The sequence below is a fragment of the Labrenzia sp. PHM005 genome (assembly GCF_006517275.1).
GTDB lineage: Bacteria > Pseudomonadota > Alphaproteobacteria > Rhizobiales > Stappiaceae > Roseibium.
This window is the reverse complement of sequence record NZ_CP041191.1, coordinates 1283924-1300972: the sequence shown is the minus strand read 5'-3', so window position 1 is coordinate 1300972 and position 17049 is coordinate 1283924. Positions and strand designations below refer to the sequence as shown.

Annotated in this window: 12 protein-coding genes; 6 read left to right on the top strand and 6 right to left on the bottom strand. The window is 56.0% G+C overall.

Annotated elements, in window-relative coordinates; all coding sequences use genetic code 11:
* Positions 1 to 176: 176 nt before the first annotated feature.
* Genes FJ695_RS05825 through phnN form a run of 3 tightly spaced genes read left to right on the top strand, consistent with a single transcriptional unit; the run spans position 177 to position 2684 of the window.
* A complete protein-coding gene (locus FJ695_RS05825; RefSeq protein WP_141184563.1) occupies positions 177 to 926 on the top strand; it encodes a DUF1045 domain-containing protein in 750 nt (249 codons plus the stop codon).
* Positions 923 to 2080 (top strand): alpha-D-ribose 1-methylphosphonate 5-triphosphate diphosphatase, encoded by a 1158-nt coding sequence (locus tag FJ695_RS05820; RefSeq protein ID WP_141184562.1) that lies wholly within the window; start codon positions 923 to 925, stop codon positions 2078 to 2080. The genes FJ695_RS05825 and FJ695_RS05820 overlap by 4 nt, the downstream gene beginning before the upstream one ends.
* A 13-nt stretch (positions 2081 to 2093) precedes the next feature.
* Positions 2094 to 2684: a phosphonate metabolism protein/1,5-bisphosphokinase (PRPP-forming) PhnN gene (gene phnN, locus FJ695_RS05815; RefSeq protein WP_141188591.1), complete on the top strand. Its 591-nt coding sequence runs from the start codon at positions 2094 to 2096 to the stop codon at positions 2682 to 2684.
* On the opposite strand, the gene FJ695_RS05810 is transcribed toward phnN, so the two are convergent.
* From FJ695_RS05810 to FJ695_RS05790, 5 genes are all read right to left on the bottom strand, one after another.
* Positions 2681 to 5554, bottom strand: a complete 2874-nt coding sequence (locus FJ695_RS05810; RefSeq protein WP_141184561.1) for an AsmA family protein — start codon at positions 5552 to 5554, stop codon at positions 2681 to 2683. The genes phnN and FJ695_RS05810 overlap by 4 nt on opposite strands.
* Before the next feature lie 114 nt (positions 5555 to 5668).
* On the bottom strand, positions 5669 to 6832 hold the full coding sequence (locus FJ695_RS05805) for a DUF1513 domain-containing protein (RefSeq protein WP_168206272.1): 1164 nt from the start codon (positions 6830 to 6832) through the stop codon (positions 5669 to 5671).
* A complete protein-coding gene (locus tag FJ695_RS05800) occupies positions 6813 to 7883 on the bottom strand; it encodes an imelysin family protein (RefSeq protein ID WP_141184560.1) in 1071 nt (356 codons plus the stop codon). Before FJ695_RS05800 ends, FJ695_RS05805 begins: the two co-directional genes overlap by 20 nt.
* The gene (locus FJ695_RS05795; RefSeq protein WP_247653795.1) at positions 7883 to 9424 is read right to left on the bottom strand and encodes a di-heme oxidoredictase family protein; all 1542 of its coding nucleotides are present in this window, start codon (positions 9422 to 9424) and stop codon (positions 7883 to 7885) included. The genes FJ695_RS05800 and FJ695_RS05795 overlap by 1 nt, the downstream gene beginning before the upstream one ends.
* 81 nt (positions 9425 to 9505) lie before the next feature.
* Positions 9506 to 10768, bottom strand: a complete 1263-nt coding sequence (locus tag FJ695_RS05790) for an imelysin family protein (protein WP_141184558.1) — start codon at positions 10766 to 10768, stop codon at positions 9506 to 9508.
* A gap of 310 nt (positions 10769 to 11078) precedes the next feature.
* Here FJ695_RS05790 and FJ695_RS05785 point away from each other — a divergent pair, with 310 nt between their 5' ends.
* The 3 genes from FJ695_RS05785 to FJ695_RS05775 all read left to right on the top strand — a co-directional run bounded on the left by FJ695_RS05785 (position 11079) and on the right by FJ695_RS05775 (position 12949).
* The gene (locus tag FJ695_RS05785; RefSeq protein ID WP_141184557.1) at positions 11079 to 11552 is read left to right on the top strand and encodes a TerB family tellurite resistance protein; all 474 of its coding nucleotides are present in this window, start codon (positions 11079 to 11081) and stop codon (positions 11550 to 11552) included.
* Between the two features lie 83 nt (positions 11553 to 11635).
* On the top strand, positions 11636 to 12391 hold the full coding sequence (locus tag FJ695_RS05780; RefSeq protein WP_141184556.1) for a glutamine amidotransferase: 756 nt from the start codon (positions 11636 to 11638) through the stop codon (positions 12389 to 12391).
* Between the two features lie 48 nt (positions 12392 to 12439).
* The gene (locus FJ695_RS05775; protein ID WP_209010934.1) at positions 12440 to 12949 is read left to right on the top strand and encodes a GNAT family N-acetyltransferase; all 510 of its coding nucleotides are present in this window, start codon (positions 12440 to 12442) and stop codon (positions 12947 to 12949) included.
* 13 nt (positions 12950 to 12962) lie between these two features.
* Here FJ695_RS05775 and pyc read toward each other — a convergent pair whose 3' ends face one another.
* Positions 12963 to 16403, bottom strand: coding sequence for a pyruvate carboxylase (gene pyc / locus FJ695_RS05770; RefSeq protein WP_141184555.1), 3441 nt, complete (start codon positions 16401 to 16403; stop codon positions 12963 to 12965).
* Between the last annotated feature and the right edge of the window lie 646 nt (positions 16404 to 17049).

The window sequence follows — 17049 nt, the reverse complement described above, 5'->3', positions numbered from 1 at the left end:
CCCTTACCCGGTCTTTTCGGCAACTTCTCTCAGTGGGAAAGGCTATTTGGAGACGCATTAATCTAATGAGCGCCTCCAAAAGACTTGCTGGTGCGAACAGAATGTCACAGAACAGTCATCCCTCCCCGGTAAGGCCTTCGCTCTGGCTTTGCCCCTCTTGATCCAAGATTTCAACCATGCGCTACGCCATCTATTTTGCCGCTGACGCCGACACTCCGTTGATGCAACTGGGCACCACCTGGTTGGGGCGCGATCCCTTTTCTGGAACCTCCGTCCAACAACCCAATGTGGACGGCCTGGATCCGGCGCGCTTTGCCGACTTGACGACAAGCCCGCGGCGGTATGGATTTCATGGCACGCTCAAGGCACCTTTCTCTCTTGCGGAAAGCGCGACTGAGGATGCACTGTTCGCGGCCTGTACCAGCTTTGCACAAATGATCGCTCCGTTCGATCTGAAAGGTCTCAGTGTTAATCGGCTGGGCAAATTCCTGGCACTGACGCCGGGTCAGACCGAACCGGACCTTGAGGCCTTTGCGTCTTTATGCGTGCGCCACTTCGACCCCTTTCGCGCACCCTTAAACGCTGAAGATCTGGACCGGCGGCGCCAGGCCAATCTTACCCCGAAACAGGACGCTTATGTCGAAGACTGGGGCTATCCTTACATCTTCGACGAATTCCGTTTCCACATGACGCTTTCCAACAAACTGGAAAACGAAGCGGAGACAGAAACGATGGCGTTGGGTGCTAAATCCCATTTTTCAGCGGTCACCAATTCGGCCCTCATGTGCCGCCACTTCGGCCTTTATGTCGAACCGGAGCGCGGCGCTCCGTTTGACGTCCATCGCATTTTTGAACTGACAGGCTCGGAGAGCCCGATCACAGCGCTTAAAATGGCGCTGGCAAACCCCAATGAGGAAGTCTCATGAGCACGCATCCGAAACTCTTCAAAAATGCCCGGCTGGTTTTGGCTGAAGACGTGACCAGCGGCTCGCTGACCGTCGACCAGGATGGTCTGATTGCTGACATTGGCTCTCCGTCCGAGACCGCGGGCCACGACTGTGAAGGCGACTTTCTGCTGCCGGGACTGATCGAGCTGCACACCGATCACCTGGAAACACATTATGCGCCGCGGCCAAAGGTGCGCTGGAATCCGGTTGCTGCGGTTCAGGCTCATGATGCCCAGATTGCCTGTGCCGGCATTACCACCGTTTTTGATGCATTGCGGGTTGGTATGGATGACGATGACCCGTCCACGGACACCCTGAAAGTCGCCGACATGCGTGCACTTGCCGATGCAGTTGAAACCGGTCAGGACGAACATCGCCTGCGGGCGGATCACTACATCCACCTGCGCTGCGAGGTTTCTGCACCGGATGTTATCCGGGCCTTTGAATATTTCGACGGTGACGACCGCGTGCGCCTCATCTCGCTGATGGATCACACACCGGGTCAGCGCCAGTTCGTTTCGCTCGATTCTTACATCAGTTACTACAAAGGCAAGCGCGGCTTTAACGATGAGCAAATGGCCGAGTTCATCGAGCAACGCAAAGCGCGAGCCGACAAAAACACACCAGGCAACCGCAAATCCATTTCCGCCTACGCGCAGGAAAATGGCATCGCCATTGCCAGCCATGACGATGCGACGGTTGATCATGTCGACGAGGCTGTATCGCTAAACACCAAAATCGCCGAATTCCCCACAACACTTGAAGCAGCCAAGGCATCCCACGAAGCCGGCATGGCAGTCCTGATGGGCGCCCCTAATGTTGTGCGCGGTGGTTCGCATTCCGGGAACGTGTCAGCTCGTGAGTTGGCCGAAGCCGGACATCTCGACGTCTTGTCGTCCGACTACATCCCGGCTTCCCTCCTCCAGGCCGCGTTCCAACTCGCCGACGAGATTGACGGCATCACTTTACCTCAAGCGGTCGCTAAAGTGACTTCAACTCCGGCCAAGGCCATCGGCCTTGCCGACCGCGGCGTTCTGGAACCGGGCAAACGGGCAGATCTCGTGCAGGTCAAGCTGGTTGGAAATGTTCCGATCGTCCGCGGCGTTTGGCGCGAAGGCCGCCGCGTTGCCTAGTTCCGGTTCTGCGATGAACGACGTATTTCAAACCGAATCGAGTGCCGAAGCCGGCAAACTTGCCCCCGGCCGCATGGTTCTTGTCGTAGGACCCAGCGGCGCGGGCAAGGACACTTTGATGGGTGCCCTTAAGGACAAACTGAGCGCCAGTGAGAGTGTTGTGTTTGCCCGGCGGGCGATCACTCGGCAAGCGGATGCCAATGCCGAAGATCACGACACGCTCAGCCGCGAAGACTTCCAGTCACTCGTCTCAGCTGGAGACGTAGCTCTGTCCTGGGAAGCTCATGGGCTTGGGTATGTCATTCCCAAAACCTACGATTCTGCCATCCAAAGCGGCAAAACAGTCATCGCTAACGGCTCCCGCAAAGTCCTGCAGCGCGCATCGGAAAAGTATGAGACCGCCATTGTGCTTCTGATCACCGCTCCGGTGGATGTCCTTGCCGAACGCCTGTCAGCTCGCGGCCGCGAAAGCCGCGAAGATATTGAGGCGCGTTTGAAGCGGGCGGATCTGGAGCCGCAAAATGTTCCCAACCTCATCCGGATCGAGAACACCGGCACGGTGGACACTGCTGTCAAAGCGATGATGGCGGCGTTGGACCTTTAGTTTTCTTTTTTCTTGCCGCCAAACACGTTGCCCAACAAGCCTTCGGGCAGGCCAAAACCTTCTTCGACGGCCTTGAGCACGTCTTCATCATTGACGTCGCCTTCTATGACTTTCTCAATGTTGATCTGGGTTTGTCCGCCTGTCGCCCGCTCGATCACCTGGTTTGCCGTATCGGCAAGGCTTTCGGGCACATTCGCTTCACCATTCAAGATCGAGATCAGCTCCCCACCAACTTCTTGAAGCTTCTTGTAGGCCGCTTCAGGATCTTCCAAGATCCCTGCGATATCCGGGTAGATACGCGGATCAGCCCACGTCCCTTCAATCATGATCGGGACGCCAAGACTGGCGAGTTTTTTGTCCGTTCCCTTGCGGCGCGGCATCGGCGCCTGACCTTCCAGTGTCGCCACGATTTTAGGCTCCACCCGCCAGGATATACGTCGATTGGGCATATCCGTGGTGCCTTGACCCGTCATGCGCAGCAGCGGACCGATAAGGGACAGGTCGTTGGAATGGGCCAATCCATTTTCTATCCGAAACGACGCAGACAGCGATGAAAAATCGGTTTTGGCGGATGGGTTCGCCTGCCAGCCCAGCAAGGTTTCTACCGAGAGCCCACGCACCATTTGTGGAATGTTGATGCCGCGGATCGCACCGTCTTCAAAGACATACCCAGCGGTGCCTTTGAGATTCTGCACCATCTGCTGCTCGCTTGCGCCCGAGGAACTCACATCCAGATTGATGCGGGTCTTGCCTTCGATCCAGGTAAAGTCAGCTGCATCCCGCAAGAGCGGATAGGCATTCAGTCCGGCAAGATCAAACCGGGCCGCCAGGGCCGGGGTGGCGGCAGCGCCATCCAGACGGACGGAGCCCGTGCCTGAGCCTTCATAAAGGCTGAGTTTCTGAAGATCAGCATTCAGAACACCGTCCTTGATGGCAACAGCCAATGCACTCTCGCCAATCCGGACCTTGTGCAGGCGAATTTCCTGAGTTGTTGCCTTGAAATCGACGTTGGCGGCTTTGAGACCGGAATAGTCGACGGGAGCTGTGCTCCATTGGCCGCCGGCAGCTTGTTGTGGCGCCGGGGCCGCGGCACCGCCTGTTCCTGATTGCGTTGCCGCCGCATTGCCTATCAAAGTCCCGCTGCCGAAATACGGATCTAGCACAAGCTCCTTGAGGTCAAGGCGTGCAGTGACTGTGGGTTTACCGCCTAGGGTCACTTTGCCATTGGCCTCGCCGGAGGTCTCATCGAGAGTAAAGCGGGTTTCCTCAAAGGATACGGTGTCGCCTTGGAACCCAAAAATTCCCGAAGCACTGAACGCTTTCAACCCGCCGCCATCTGCCAATGGCTGCCCCATCCAGGCCATCAGGCCCCTGAGATCGGCGGTTTTGACCCGAGCGGCGCCGTCGATCATGGCGGGCAATTGAGCCGAGCCATCAAACCCGACCGTCACCCGGTTGCCTTTCACCGAGACAGAGACCGCACCGGGATCTCCAGCGAGCAATTTGGACGTGTCTGCCTCGCCCGTTACGCTGAAACCTTCGCCGCGCCAGTTTAATGCGCCGCGTGCAGCCAGAGGGGACTCAAGCCCCTGCATCTCAATATCAAGAGAAAGACCTGTAATCCGGTCGGCCTCCGGATCACCGCCAACTGCATCGGCGAGACCAAGGCCGCCGATTTCGCCATCGGAAATGGTAACCGAGCCATTCATGTCGAGCCCCGCGACCAGCTCTTCGCCGCTCATGCCAACGGTTTCAAAGGCCAGATCGGCGCTCAATTGACCACTCGCTGGCAAATCCTGTCCGGCGAGCAGCAAGAGATCCGCAATTGATCCGTCTTTGAGCACAAGGCGACCGGATACTTCCGGAACCAAGCCGGTCAAATCCGCATCTGCGGCCCCGCCAAGTGACAGCGCTCCAAGCACGAGATGAAGATCGGCGATCGACACGGCGGCTTCCGAGCCCGCCAGCTGTGCATCCAGCTTGAACGCGCCTGGGTCCGCATCCAGTTGCTGTCCGCCAAGCGCTGCCAGAGCTTTTAGAGAAGGACCGGAGGCCGCCAGCGCCAAATCAGCACGTGGAGGCTCTAGTCCTGTGGTTCCTTTGATAGATACCACATTGTCTGAGGTGCTGAAGGAAAGGTCGACCGGCACTTGATCACCAGACACAAGTCCGAGCGGATTGGTCAGTGATCCTGCAATCTCAAGCGGAATGTCTTGGAATAGAAAACTGGATGCCAGTTCCGCCCTTCCAGCAAGGTCCGGTGCATTCAATGTGAGATTAAGATCTTGAACGGAGAGGTTCTGGTTTGAGCCCCCATCAATATAGGTGAGTTTGCCGTTAGAAATCTCGACACGGTCAACACCAATGCTTTCCAGATATCCTTGATTGGAAACAGCCAGCGTATCCGAACCATCTTGCGCTTGAGAAGCGGGTTCCGTTGCCGAGGAGCCACTGTCGGAACCGATTGGCTGAGCACGCAAGGCTTTGCGCGGCTCCCAGCTTGTTGCTCCAGATGCACTTTTCTCCAAGTAGATATCAGGTTCGATCAAGGTGATCCCGGTGACCTGGATATTGCCGGACAACAAGCCCGCCCAGGCCAAACCGAATTCCATCTGCTTGGCTTTTGCAAACTCAATACCGTCCGCGCCTGCCTCACCAGAGATACCAATGTCTTCTGCTGTCAGCTGGAACCCCGGCAGCAAAGACAAGGAAACAGGGCCATCCAGCCGGATCCGCCAACCGAACCGGTTGTCGATCTGTTGAACCACCTGTTGTTTGATCTGATCTTTGGGCAGGAAAAAGGGCACCACGAGAAGCGCAGTGACAATCACAAACAGCAGACTGCCCAGACCGACCAAAAGCCGTTTCATTTCAGTGTCTCCCAATGGCGAATCGCCACAATGTAGACCAATCCGAGCAAGAGCATGCCGGTAGATTTTGACAAAAGGTGGAAAAGAGCCGTTTTCGCGTAAAATTAGGCTTTGTTAGACCGGCGTCCTGCCGAGCCGTGTCAAATGATTGTCCCAGGCAAAACCGGGTGGCCGCGCCAGGATCTCAGCGCCATCCAGCATATCCGCGACATAGGACACGCCGCCGTTGCCATCGGAAATCAGAAAACTGCCTTGATCGATCGGCGCAACGCCGCATCCGTCCGGAATGTCCTGATGCCCTAAGAAAGTGCCGTTTTTGGCGTTCCAGAACAGTGCCTTACCACCCCGGGGCGCGGACGTTGCGATTACGCTGCCTTCGGCATTGGCGGTCACAGAGCCGATGTAGTTCTGAAGCTTGCCCATCAGATGAGCAGGCAATCCAGTCAAAACGGGAGCCTCATCCCGGGAAATCACAGCCACAAGTGGCGGGGTATCGTCTTCCGGGCCTTCAAACTGCCCCCCCACCCAGGCGCGGCCTTGTCCATCCAAAGCCATGTGGCGCAAAGAGAGTTGATGCAGCGACCGGTCCAACCGGTGTTCCGCCAGCAGATCGCCGGTTCCAGCATCCAGAAACACCACGGACGGCGACATGGTCTTCAAATTGAGCTTTTCACGCGCCCGGTCCGGGTGGGTTTCTATCCCGCCATTGGCGACGATCAGGGTCTGGCCATCCGCGCTCATCAGCACTTCGTGAGGGCCTATGCCGCGGCTGTCGATTTCGCCGAGCCGGGCGACATCTGCGCCGCTGACATCATAGATCCCGACCACACCGCGGGCATTTTCAAAGTCATTCTCAACCGCATAAAGCAAGCGGCCGTCTTTTGAGAAACATCCGTGCCCATAAAAATGCCGGCCCTCGGAAGCTACGAGAGTCTGAAGGGGCCTTTCTGAAAACGGCCAGGCAATAACCGCGAAAGTCCCGGGCCTGCGGGCAAAGGCGGCAAGACACTGCCCATCGCCGGAAACAGCGATACCATGCCCCCGGGCCGGCAGAGTTACTTGGGCCTGGATCTGCCCAGTATCATCGAGGATCGCAATGCCGTATCCGCCAGATGCATCCTTGAAAGCACTGGCAAAAAGCGGGGTGTCGACCGGTACGCTCAATAGGCTGTTGCCAAAACCTGTCTTTGCAAACAGTGGCAAAGTGGCAAGACCGCCCAGCGCCGCCAACACTCCCCTGCGGGAAAAGGTAGTGGTGTTAGTCGCCGTCCAGGGCATTGAAGCCTCCGGCCAGACCCAATGCACCGGCAATTTCCGGCGAAACCAGTTCGCGGATTGACTGAAGCGTGATCGTGAGAACCTTAAGTTTGGAATACGCGCCGCTCTCCTCAAATGTCTGGCGCAGGGGCGGTTGAAGCTGACTTAAAAGGCTTTGGGCGTTTTTAAATTCAAATCCTAGCGTGTCGAACAGCCATTCATGTTCGGAGGACGACATCGGCTTCAAATTCATGCTCACCAAGGCTTGCTCCAGCCCCAACAGCTCGCTGGAGAGGAACAAAACGCCATTACCGGACCTGGAGAATGGAATTCTGCGCGGTTTTGCCTTTTCTTCCGATTTGCCCAAGGCAGGCAATACGTTCTGATCCCGCGCGACGGTTAGCCCGGTCGCAAGAACGTTGAACACCGACTCCAGCGCTTCTTTTGAGGATTTGAACCGCGCATTTTTAGCCCCAGTTTCGAGCAGAACCTGACTATATCCCTTCGGATCTTGCCAGGCAGCAGCAGTCTCATTGGCAATCATGGCCACATTTTCTGCGATCGCCTGACTGTACTTGCAGGCGAAACTGTCCGGCCCGTCTTTTCCAAGTGTCACGCCCCCAGTCTTATCAAAGGCGATCAGCTGCAGCGCCGTCAGACCCTGGACAGCAACGCTCTTGCCGGCCAACGTATCGGCGTTTTGAACGCCAGTGTCTTGCGCTGCGACCAACTTGCGGATCTGCCGCTGTGCTGTCGCCCTCGGATCTGGCATGAACGCTAGACGGCTTAGACGATCCTCTTCGACGAGGGGGCCAAATCGCAGAAAATGGATTTTTGCGAAGTCCCGAATGGTGTCTGCATTGGCATTTTGAAACGCCGCGATGCTTGTTTCATGGGGTAAAGAACATACCGCTTGGACGGCCGCTGGTAGTTTGGTCGCAGTTTCGGCAAATGTCTGCGTTGCGGGCCGGATATATCCGGAAATCAACGCGTCCACCGGTTTCCGGTAGTCTGTTGCCAGTGCCGGCCAACTGGCCACCAGCGCCAGACAAATTCCAAACATGCGCAGCATTACAACGACTCCAAAAACCGGACCAAGGACTTACGCTCTCCGGGCTCCATTGCAATCACCTGATCGCGTGCCATTTCCGCTTCCCCGCCGTGCCACAAAACAGCTTCGAGCAGGTTGCGCGCCCGGCCATCGTGCAGGAAACGGGTATGATCGTTGACCGTCTCCGTCAAGCCGATCCCCCATAGCGGCGGGGTGCGCCATTCCCGGCCTGTGGCATCACCAACGGGACGCCCATCGGCCAACCCTTCGCCCATATCGTGGAGCAGAAGATCCGTATACGGCCAAATCAGCTGAAACTGATGCGCTTCCGTTTCCGCATTCCGGCGGGTGACATATTTCGGCTGATGGCATTTGGTGCAGCCGATCTCATAGAAAAGTTCCTTGCCCCGCAAGACGTCCGGATCGGAAACATCCCGGCGGGCCGGAACGGCCAGGTTCTCAGAATAGAAGGTGACGAGATCCATCACCGGATCGGGTATTTCGGAAACACCCAGATTGGTCTGTTCGCCATGGGGCATGGACCGGCACGCAACCTGACGCTCTGTGCAATCACCATAATTGTCCGGTTTGTCCGGGGAACTGATCCCGATGTCGCCTGAAAAGGCGCCAGCTGTTTGATCGCGAATGTTCGGATTGGAAGCCTTCCAGCCGAACCGGCCGATCATGAGATCTCCTGTCCGGCCATCCCGCACAAGGCTGATTTTTCCTGAAATTCCGTCGCCATCCAGATCGTTCGGGTCCGCCAAAGCTTCGAGATCTCCAGGGTGAATAGCCTGAAGCAAACCCAAGCCAATCATTGGCGGCGCCACCCGCGGCGAGATCAGCGTTTCCGGGTGCATGTCGCCAAAACCGAGATCCCGGATCTTGTAAACCGGTTTTTGCAGAACGGCGACTTCACCACCATTCAGCGGTACTTCAATCTCCTCGTGAACAATATCGAAGCGGCCTTCCGCGGGCAGGCCTGTAACGGCAAACGCCTGAAACTGACCGCCATAGGTTGGTTCAGGGATCCGCAAAAGCGTCTTATCGGCCAAGGCCTTCTGATGCTCTTCAGTTTGCGGCGGAATGGAGAGACGCAGGAACAAAGAAACCGCTTCATCACCTGGCCGCGGCGGCCGTCCGCGGCCATCTTTCAAATGGCAACCTTGGCATGAGCGGGCATTGTAAAGTGGGCCCAGACCGTCCGATGCCTTTGTCGAGGCCGGAGAAGACGCCCAGAGTTTTTTGAACAGGCCGTTGCCGAGTTTGAAGTCCCGCTCCTGCTCGAACGTCAGATTTGCGTTGGAGTGGGAAAAGGCGTCGCGGTTGATCCGCTTCCGGGAGGTTCCCGCACCGCCCTGCATCCGCTCAAAACCTTCGGCCTTGGAAAAGTCCGTGGCGAGCGGCAGCACGTTCAAGACCTTGGCCCTGTCTTCTTCCGACAGATCCTCGCGGTGGCTCAACAATTCGTCGGCCACAGCCGGTGCATAAAACAAACCGGCAAAAACAATACAAGCGCCAGCGAGGGCGCTCAGTCCTGGGACCTTGTCCAAAATTCGCATCCTAGTATCCGTCCTGCCGGAGCCCCAATTCCAGCTGGTCATAATAATGGCGGGCAGTTGAACTGCCCGCCAAGAGTGGTCCTATTCGAAAACAGCGGACGGATTGTCCAGGCTGTCGGAGCCTTCAAAGGCAATTTCTTCAAGCTCAAGTGCCTTCACGACACGCTCAATCGAAGCGGTCTGATCAACAAGTGCGTCGATGGCTGCCTGAACAACAGCGTTGCCTTCTGCGTTGCCTTCACCAATCATCTGGTCATAGGCTTCGCCGCCTTCAGCCCGCGCTTTCATGGTTTCGAATGCTGCCAATGTCGCGTCGAGTTTGGTCTTCATTTCTTCCGCAAGCGCAGCGTCTTTGGCGGCAACCATGTCGGCGAGAGATGCACCTTTGACATCGTTGCCGAGCGGGCTCTTGTATTCGCCGAAGTAGACGTTCCGGATGCCAACAACATCGTTGTAGTGCGACATATGCGTGTTGTCGGAGAAGCAGTCATGCTCTTCTTCTGGATCATGCAGCATCAGGCCGAGCTTCATGCGCTCGCCAGCCAGCTCACCATAAGAGAGGGAGCCCATGCCGGTCAGGATCGTTGCCAGACCGCCAGCCTCCCCTTTACCGCCAAGGTCTTCGCGGGCTGCTCCGCCCGGCGCCCAGGCCACAACCATTTCTTCCAGATCGGAAATCAGCAGGTTTGTTGCAGCGGCCAGATACTGAGCCCGGCGCTCGCAGTTGCCGCCAGTACAGTTGGCAGTGTCAAAATCGGTTGCCGGACGGCTGCCAGCGCCTTTGTCCGTGCCGTTCAGGTCCTGCCCCCACAGCATGAATTCAATCGCGTGGTAACCAGTGGCCACATTGGCTTCCACTTCGCCGGCTTCCTGCAGTTTTTCAGACAGAAGCGATGCAGTGATGTTGCTGGCATCAATGGTTTCGCCGCCAACTTTCAGGGTCGGATTGGCAATCACATTGGCAGCATAATAATCGTTTTCTTCTGATTCATCGCCATAAGAAACGTCGACATAGTCGATCAGGCCTTCATCCAGCGGCCAGGCGTTCACTTTACCTTCCCAATCGTCGACGATCGCATTGCCAAAACGGTAGGCTTCGGTCTGCTGATAAGGATTACGTGCTGCAACCCAAGCAGCGCGGGCCGCTTCTAGGTTGGCTTCGCTCGGCTCGGCAATCAGCTTGTCGACTGCTGCTTTCAAAGATTTTGCCGTTGCCAGAGAGTCGGCAAACTTGGCATGCGCAATGTCGCCATACGTGGAAAGAACATCGGCGGGAGCTGCGGCCATAGCCGGAGTTGCCAAAAGGGTTGTTGCTGCCAAAAGAGCGAGCTTGATGGATTTCATAGGGTCGTTCCTAAAACCAAGGCAATGCGGTCAGCCGGTCGATACTGACTACTTGCAAAATTATGAGGTCTTACAGCGCTCGACGCGCCGTCCGACTTGGTGAAACATTTCATGAGACAAAAAGTCAAGTTATAAAGTCTAAAAAAATCAATACTTTAGAACGATTCAAAAAACATGACTCAAAAAAACAACTTTTCACATACCTTGAAAGTGCTTTAATGCGCTGCCAACTCTTTGATGCTAAAGAGGGATTGGATCTGGTCGCAACATTAGGCAATTACTGCAGATTGGCTGATTAGGAAAACTACGCATGTTGAACGCGCTGAAGAGCTTTGTCCGGGAAATCACATTCGGAGACAGTGGCAAAAAGACCTTTGCCGATGACGACAAACGTCTCGCGGCCGCAGCACTCCTGTTTCACCTGGTCGATATCGATGGCGTGATCGAAGACAGCGAGAGCGAAAAACTCCGGCAGATTCTGAAAGCCCATTACGAGTTGAGTGATGAAGACACCAGCGAACTGATTGCAGCTGCCAAACAGCGCGATGAAGAAGCTGTCGATCTTTATGGCTTCACATCCGTTTTGAAACGCACCACCAATGAAGACGAACGCCTCGCCATCATCGAAATGATGTGGGAGATCGTCTACGCCGACGGCCATGTCCACGAATTTGAGGACAACACCATCTGGCGAGTAGCCGAGCTTCTCGGCGTTTCTTCCCGCGACCGGATGGTGCTGCGCCACAAGGTGGCTAAAACCGCGCCAGAACCGGATGAAGCGTAGTCAAATTCGAGAAATTTGGATTTCTACAATCCAGACTTGCAAAGGACTCGATTTTTTCAGAGCGCTCGCCCATATTGAATCTCATGGATTTTACGTCTGACTTTGCAACTCCCCGACCGAAAGTGCTGATCGTCCTGCACCAGGAACACTCGTCACCCGGACGTGTTGGTCAGGAACTCATAAAACGGGGCTTTTCGCTCGACATCCGCAAACCGCGCTTCGGTGATAGCTTGCCCGATACCATGCGCGATCATGCAGGCGCCGTTATTTTTGGCGGCCCGATGAGTGCCAACGATCCGGATGGCTTCGTTCACAAGGAAATTGACTGGATCAACGTGCCCTTGAAAGAAGAGGCGCCGTTTCTCGGCATCTGCCTGGGCGCGCAGATGATGGTCAAACACCTTGGCGGTAAAGTCGCCGGCCACAAGGAGGAGATGGTCGAAATCGGCTATTATCCCCTGCAGCCGACGGATGCTGGCAAAGACCTGATGGACTGGCCGCAAAAGGTTTATCAGTGGCATCGCGAAGGCTTCGATTGCCCGGCCGGAGCCGAGCTTCTGGCAACCAGCCCGACCTACCCGAACCAGGCTATCCGCGTTGGCCCCGCCGCCTACGGCATCCAGTTCCACCCAGAACTCACCCATCAGATGATGGTCAAATGGACCACCAAGGGCGCTCCACGCATGGAACTGCCCGGTGCGCAGCAGCGGCGCGATCATTTTGCTGGACGTTTTGTCTACGACGCAGCGGTCCGGACATGGCTGGACCGGTTCCTGGATCTGTGGATTGGCACCGCCGAAGCCCCCGCCCAACGCTCCCGCTTGAAAGCTGCGGAGTAGGCTTGCTGGCACTCAATACTCCAGTCAGCCTCGAACCAGTTTAGATCTTTGACCAAAACGCTCGTTCTCCGCCCAGCCCACACGTCAGAAATAGAAAGCCTTGCAGATGTTGGTCTGCGGGCTTGGCAAAAGGGTGTCGGCCCACTGGTGCCTAAAAATGTCTACGCGCGGATCTGCAAGGACAATCCCTTCCTACCATTTCTGAAAACAATGGGAGAAACGGTCCTGGTCGCCGATGTCAACGGGAAAATTGCCGGATTTGCCGCCTGCGAAGACCACAACAATCACATCAGTGATCTTTGGGTGGATCCGGAAATTGAAGGCCGGGGTATTGGCTCAGCGCTCATAAGAAAACTCGAAGCCACAATCGCCGCTAAAGGGTTTTCTGTAAGTGAAATCCAAGTAGCTGCTCAAAACACTCGGGCCCTCGGCCTCTACCAGCATCTGGGTTACCAGATTGTATGGCAGGAGCGCCGAAAAGATCCGATCTTGGAAATCCACCTGGAAAAAGTTGGTATGAAAAAGAAGCTAAGTCAGGCCATAGAAGCTATGGCCTGACCCTCAACACCTCTTAAGCCTCAAACACCACAAGCAAATCTTTGGCATCAATCTGCGCACCGGGAGTGACCAGAACCTCTGCGACCTTGCCGTCCCGCTCGGCGTGAAGTGCAGTTTCCATCTTCATGGCTTCGATGGAGACGAGCACGTCGCCGGCCTTTACCTCCTGACCGGCGCCAATCGCGACCGTGGAGATCACGCCCGGCATCGGCGCACCGACATGAGACGCATTGCCGTCTTCAGCCTTGCGCATGGCAGCAGCGCCGACAGCGCCATGGGCGCGGTCCGGAACCTTGACGTTGCGCGGCTGACCGTTGAGTTCGAAGAAGACTTTTTTCTCGCCCTTCTCGTCCGTCTCACCAATTGCCTGACAGCGCACAACAAGGGTTTTGCCCGGCTCCAGGTCGACAAAGATCTCATCACCCGGCTCTAGGCCGTAGAAATAGACCGGTGTCGGAAGAACAGACGTCGGGCCGTACTGCTGCTGCGCCTTGTCGAAGTCGGTGAAGACTTTTGGGTACATCAGATAGGACGCCAGCTCGGTGTCGTCGATGTCATGGCCGGTGGCTGCCGCCGCATCGGACCGTTCTTCGTCCAGATCCGCGTCATCGAGCAGAGAGCCCGGGCGAACCGCGATCGGCTTGTCACCCTTCAAAGCCTTATCCTGTAGAGCCTTCGGCCATCCGCCCGGAGATTGACCAAGATCACCATGCAGCATCTTCACAACACTGTCCGGGAAGGCAACGTCTTTGGCTGGGTCTTCAACATCGGCAACGGTGAGGCCTTGGCTGACCATCATCAACGCCATGTCGCCCACCACCTTGGATGACGGTGTCACCTTGACGATATCGCCGAACATCTGGTTGGCATCCGCATAAGCCTGCGCCACTTCATGCCAGCGGGTTTCAAGACCAAGCGAACGGGCCTGTTCCTTCAGGTTGGTGAACTGACCACCGGGCATTTCATGGAGGTAGACTTCGGAGGCTCCAAAGCGCAGGTCACTTTCAAAGGCCCGGTACTGCGTGCGCACAGCTTCCCAATAGAAGGAAATCTGCCGAATGGTCTTGGCATCGAGACCTGTATCCCGATCGGTTCCGCGCAAGGCTTCAACAATGGAGCCAAGGCACGGCTGAGATGTCAGGCCGGAGAGCGCATCCATGGCTGCATCGACTGCATCAACCCCGGCTTCCACTGCCGCCAGAATGGTGGAAGCCGCAATGCCGGAGGTGTCGTGCGTATGGAAGTGGATCGGCAAGCCGACCTCGTCCTTCAATGCCTTGACCAGAACCTTGGCCGCCTGAGGTTTCAGGAGGCCAGCCATATCCTTGATACCGAGGATGTGAGCGCCAGCAGCTTCCAGCTCTTTGGCAAGGCCGACATAATACTTGAGGTCATATTTCGGCCGGGCGCTGTCCAGCATGTCGCCGGTATAACAGAGCACACCTTCACAGAGCTTGCCGGTTTCTTGGACCGCATCCATGGAAACGCGCATGTTTTCCACCCAGTTCAGGCAGTCGAACACGCGGAAAAGGTCAATGCCGTTTTCTGCCGCCTGATGGACGAAGTACTTGACCACATTGTCCGGGTAGTTGGTGTAGCCAACGCCGTTGGAGCCACGCAGCAGCATCTGAAGCAGGATGTTCGGTGCTTTTTCACGGATCTGATGCAGCCGTTCCCAGGGGCTTTCCGTCAGGAAGCGCATGGACACATCAAAGGTCGCACCGCCCCAGCATTCCAGCGAAAACAGGCTTGGAAGGCCGGTGGCGTAGCTTTCGGCGATGTTGACGATGTCATGAGACCGCATACGGGTCGCCAGCAGGGACTGGTGACCGTCGCGCATGGTGGTATCAGTGATCAGCGCCCGCTTTTGATCCTTCATCCAGTCGGCAAAGCCTTTCGGGCCCAGCTCGTCCAAAAGCTCGCGGGTGCCTTTCGGCTTGTCGTCACCGAAATCCGGAACGATCGGTGCGGCCACATCCTTCGGCGGACGTACGCGGTCTTTGGTTTCCGGGTGGCCGTTGACCGACACATCTGCGATGTAAGTCAAAAGCTTGGTCGCGCGGTCCTGACGTTTCGTCTGTTCGAACAGCGCTGGCGTGTCATCAATGAATCGGGTCGTGTAGTTCTGCGCACGGAAATCGGCGTGATCGATGATGTTTTCCAAAAACACCAGGTTGGTTGCAACGCCGCGGATCCGGAACTCGCGCAAGGCACGATCCATGCGTTTACGAGCATCTTCCGCCGTCGGAGCCCAGGCCGTGACTTTTTCCAGAAGCGGATCGTAAAAGCGCGTGATCACAGCGCCGGAATAGGCGGTGCCTCCATCGAGACGAATACCGAACCCGGTCGCGCCGCGATAGGCGGTGATGCGACCGTAATCGGGAATGAAGTTCTGTTCCGGATCTTCCGTGGTGATGCGGCACTGCAGCGCATGACCGTTCAGACGAATGTTTTCTTGAGCCGGGACACCGCTTTTTGGCGTGCCGATTTTTTCGCCGTCCGCGATGTGGATCTGCGCCTGAACAATGTCGATGCCGGTGACTTCCTCCGTCACCGTATGCTCGACCTGAACGCGAGGGTTCACCTCGATGAAGTAGATGGCGCCCGTATCAGCATCCATCAGGAATTCAACGGTACCGGCACCGCGATAGTTCACAGCCCGGCCGATTTTCAGGCCGTATTCGCACAGCTCTTTGCGTTTTTCCTCTTCCAGGTAGGGCGCGGGTGCACGCTCAACCACTTTCTGGTGGCGGCGCTGGATGGAGCAGTCGCGCTCATAAAGATGGACGACGTTTTCGCCGTCTCCGAGGATCTGTACTTCAACGTGGCGGGCACGCTGAACCAGCTTTTCAAGATAAATCTCGTCCTTGCCGAAGGCCGCTTTCGCTTCCCGTTTGGCCGCTAAAACTTCCTTTTCCAGCGTCGCTTCATCGGGGATCACGCGCATGCCCCGGCCGCCGCCGCCCCAAGAGGCTTTGAGCATCACCGGATACCCGATCTCCAAAGCCTGTTTTTTGATCTCGTTCAGATCATCCGGCAGCGGATCGGTCGCCGGCATAACCGGAACACCGGCTTCAATCGCCAGGTTGCGGGCAGCAACCTTGTTGCCGAGACGGCGCATGGTTTCAGACTTTGGACCGATAAAGGTGATGCCCGCTTCTTCACAGGCATCAACAAATTCCGGGCTTTCGGACAAAAGGCCATACCCAGGGTGGATGGCATCAGCACCGGCGTGTTTGGCAACACGGATAATCTCGTCGATGGACAGATAGGCTTCAATTGGGCCAAGCCCCTTGCCAACCTGATAGGCTTCATCGGCTTTGAACCGATGCAGCGCCAATTTATCCTGTTCAGCATAGATCGCGACGGTTTTGAGGCCCAGCTCATTGGCGGCCCGGAAAACCCGGATTGCGATTTCCGAACGGTTTGCAACGAGAATTTTTGTTATCGCCAAACGCCCACTCCCCCTAATTTCCCGCAAAAATTACGTCGATTTCGGCAAGTTTCTACTTTGGTCGGAGCAAATTGAAAAGGGGCAGGATGCTTGTCCTTTTTTTATTTGGAGAAATATTTTTTCCGAAAAGGCCATAATCCATAGAAAAGTCTGGACATTCTTTACCCCTAGGGACGAGGCGAATTGGCAAAAAATTTTCGAAACTGGCGTCCAGTTTTACCGCATTGCCGCAAAACCATGACTGGCCCAATCTGACACAGACGCTCAAATACAGCGTTCGTATTGTTAAAATCGAGGAGAATTTTGAATACTGCTCTTGGGCCTCTCCGCCCTTATACATACAAGATACAGTAGGAACAAACCGCAAACATCACCCTGTCAGCGATTCGTCAGCGATTCGTTCTGCCTGTGTACTTAGGTAAATGGGACTGCAGTTTGTGCTCCCCAATCAAAAAACCGGAAATTAATGATTGACACACTTCTGCACTCTAAACCGAAAACCAAGGTGACTTGCCATAAATAACTGGCCAGATTCAGCATTTCGTGGCGCTAGGGTGTTTCAGATCCACATTTCGTAGGGAACAAATCCTGAATCCAAAAGAGTCCGCGATTCGGTTTCGATTTGTTCCAGAGTCGTTCTCCACAG

Coding starts and splice junctions, on each gene's coding strand:
- FJ695_RS05790 (WP_141184558.1), bottom strand. CDS start 10,768: ATGAAATCCATCAAGCTCGCTCTTTTGGCAGCAACAACCCTTTTGGCA.
- FJ695_RS05785 (WP_141184557.1), top strand. CDS start 11,079: ATGTTGAACGCGCTGAAGAGCTTTGTCCGGGAAATCACATTCGGAGAC.
- FJ695_RS05780 (WP_141184556.1), top strand. CDS start 11,636: ATGGATTTTACGTCTGACTTTGCAACTCCCCGACCGAAAGTGCTGATC.
- FJ695_RS05800 (WP_141184560.1), bottom strand. CDS start 7,883: ATGCTGCGCATGTTTGGAATTTGTCTGGCGCTGGTGGCCAGTTGGCCG.
- FJ695_RS05795 (WP_247653795.1), bottom strand. CDS start 9,424: ATGCGAATTTTGGACAAGGTCCCAGGACTGAGCGCCCTCGCTGGCGCT.
- FJ695_RS05820 (WP_141184562.1), top strand. CDS start 923: ATGAGCACGCATCCGAAACTCTTCAAAAATGCCCGGCTGGTTTTGGCT.
- FJ695_RS05810 (WP_141184561.1), bottom strand. CDS start 5,554: ATGAAACGGCTTTTGGTCGGTCTGGGCAGTCTGCTGTTTGTGATTGTC.
- phnN (WP_141188591.1), top strand. CDS start 2,094: ATGAACGACGTATTTCAAACCGAATCGAGTGCCGAAGCCGGCAAACTT.
- FJ695_RS05825 (WP_141184563.1), top strand. CDS start 177: ATGCGCTACGCCATCTATTTTGCCGCTGACGCCGACACTCCGTTGATG.
- FJ695_RS05805 (WP_168206272.1), bottom strand. CDS start 6,832: ATGCCCTGGACGGCGACTAACACCACTACCTTTTCCCGCAGGGGAGTG.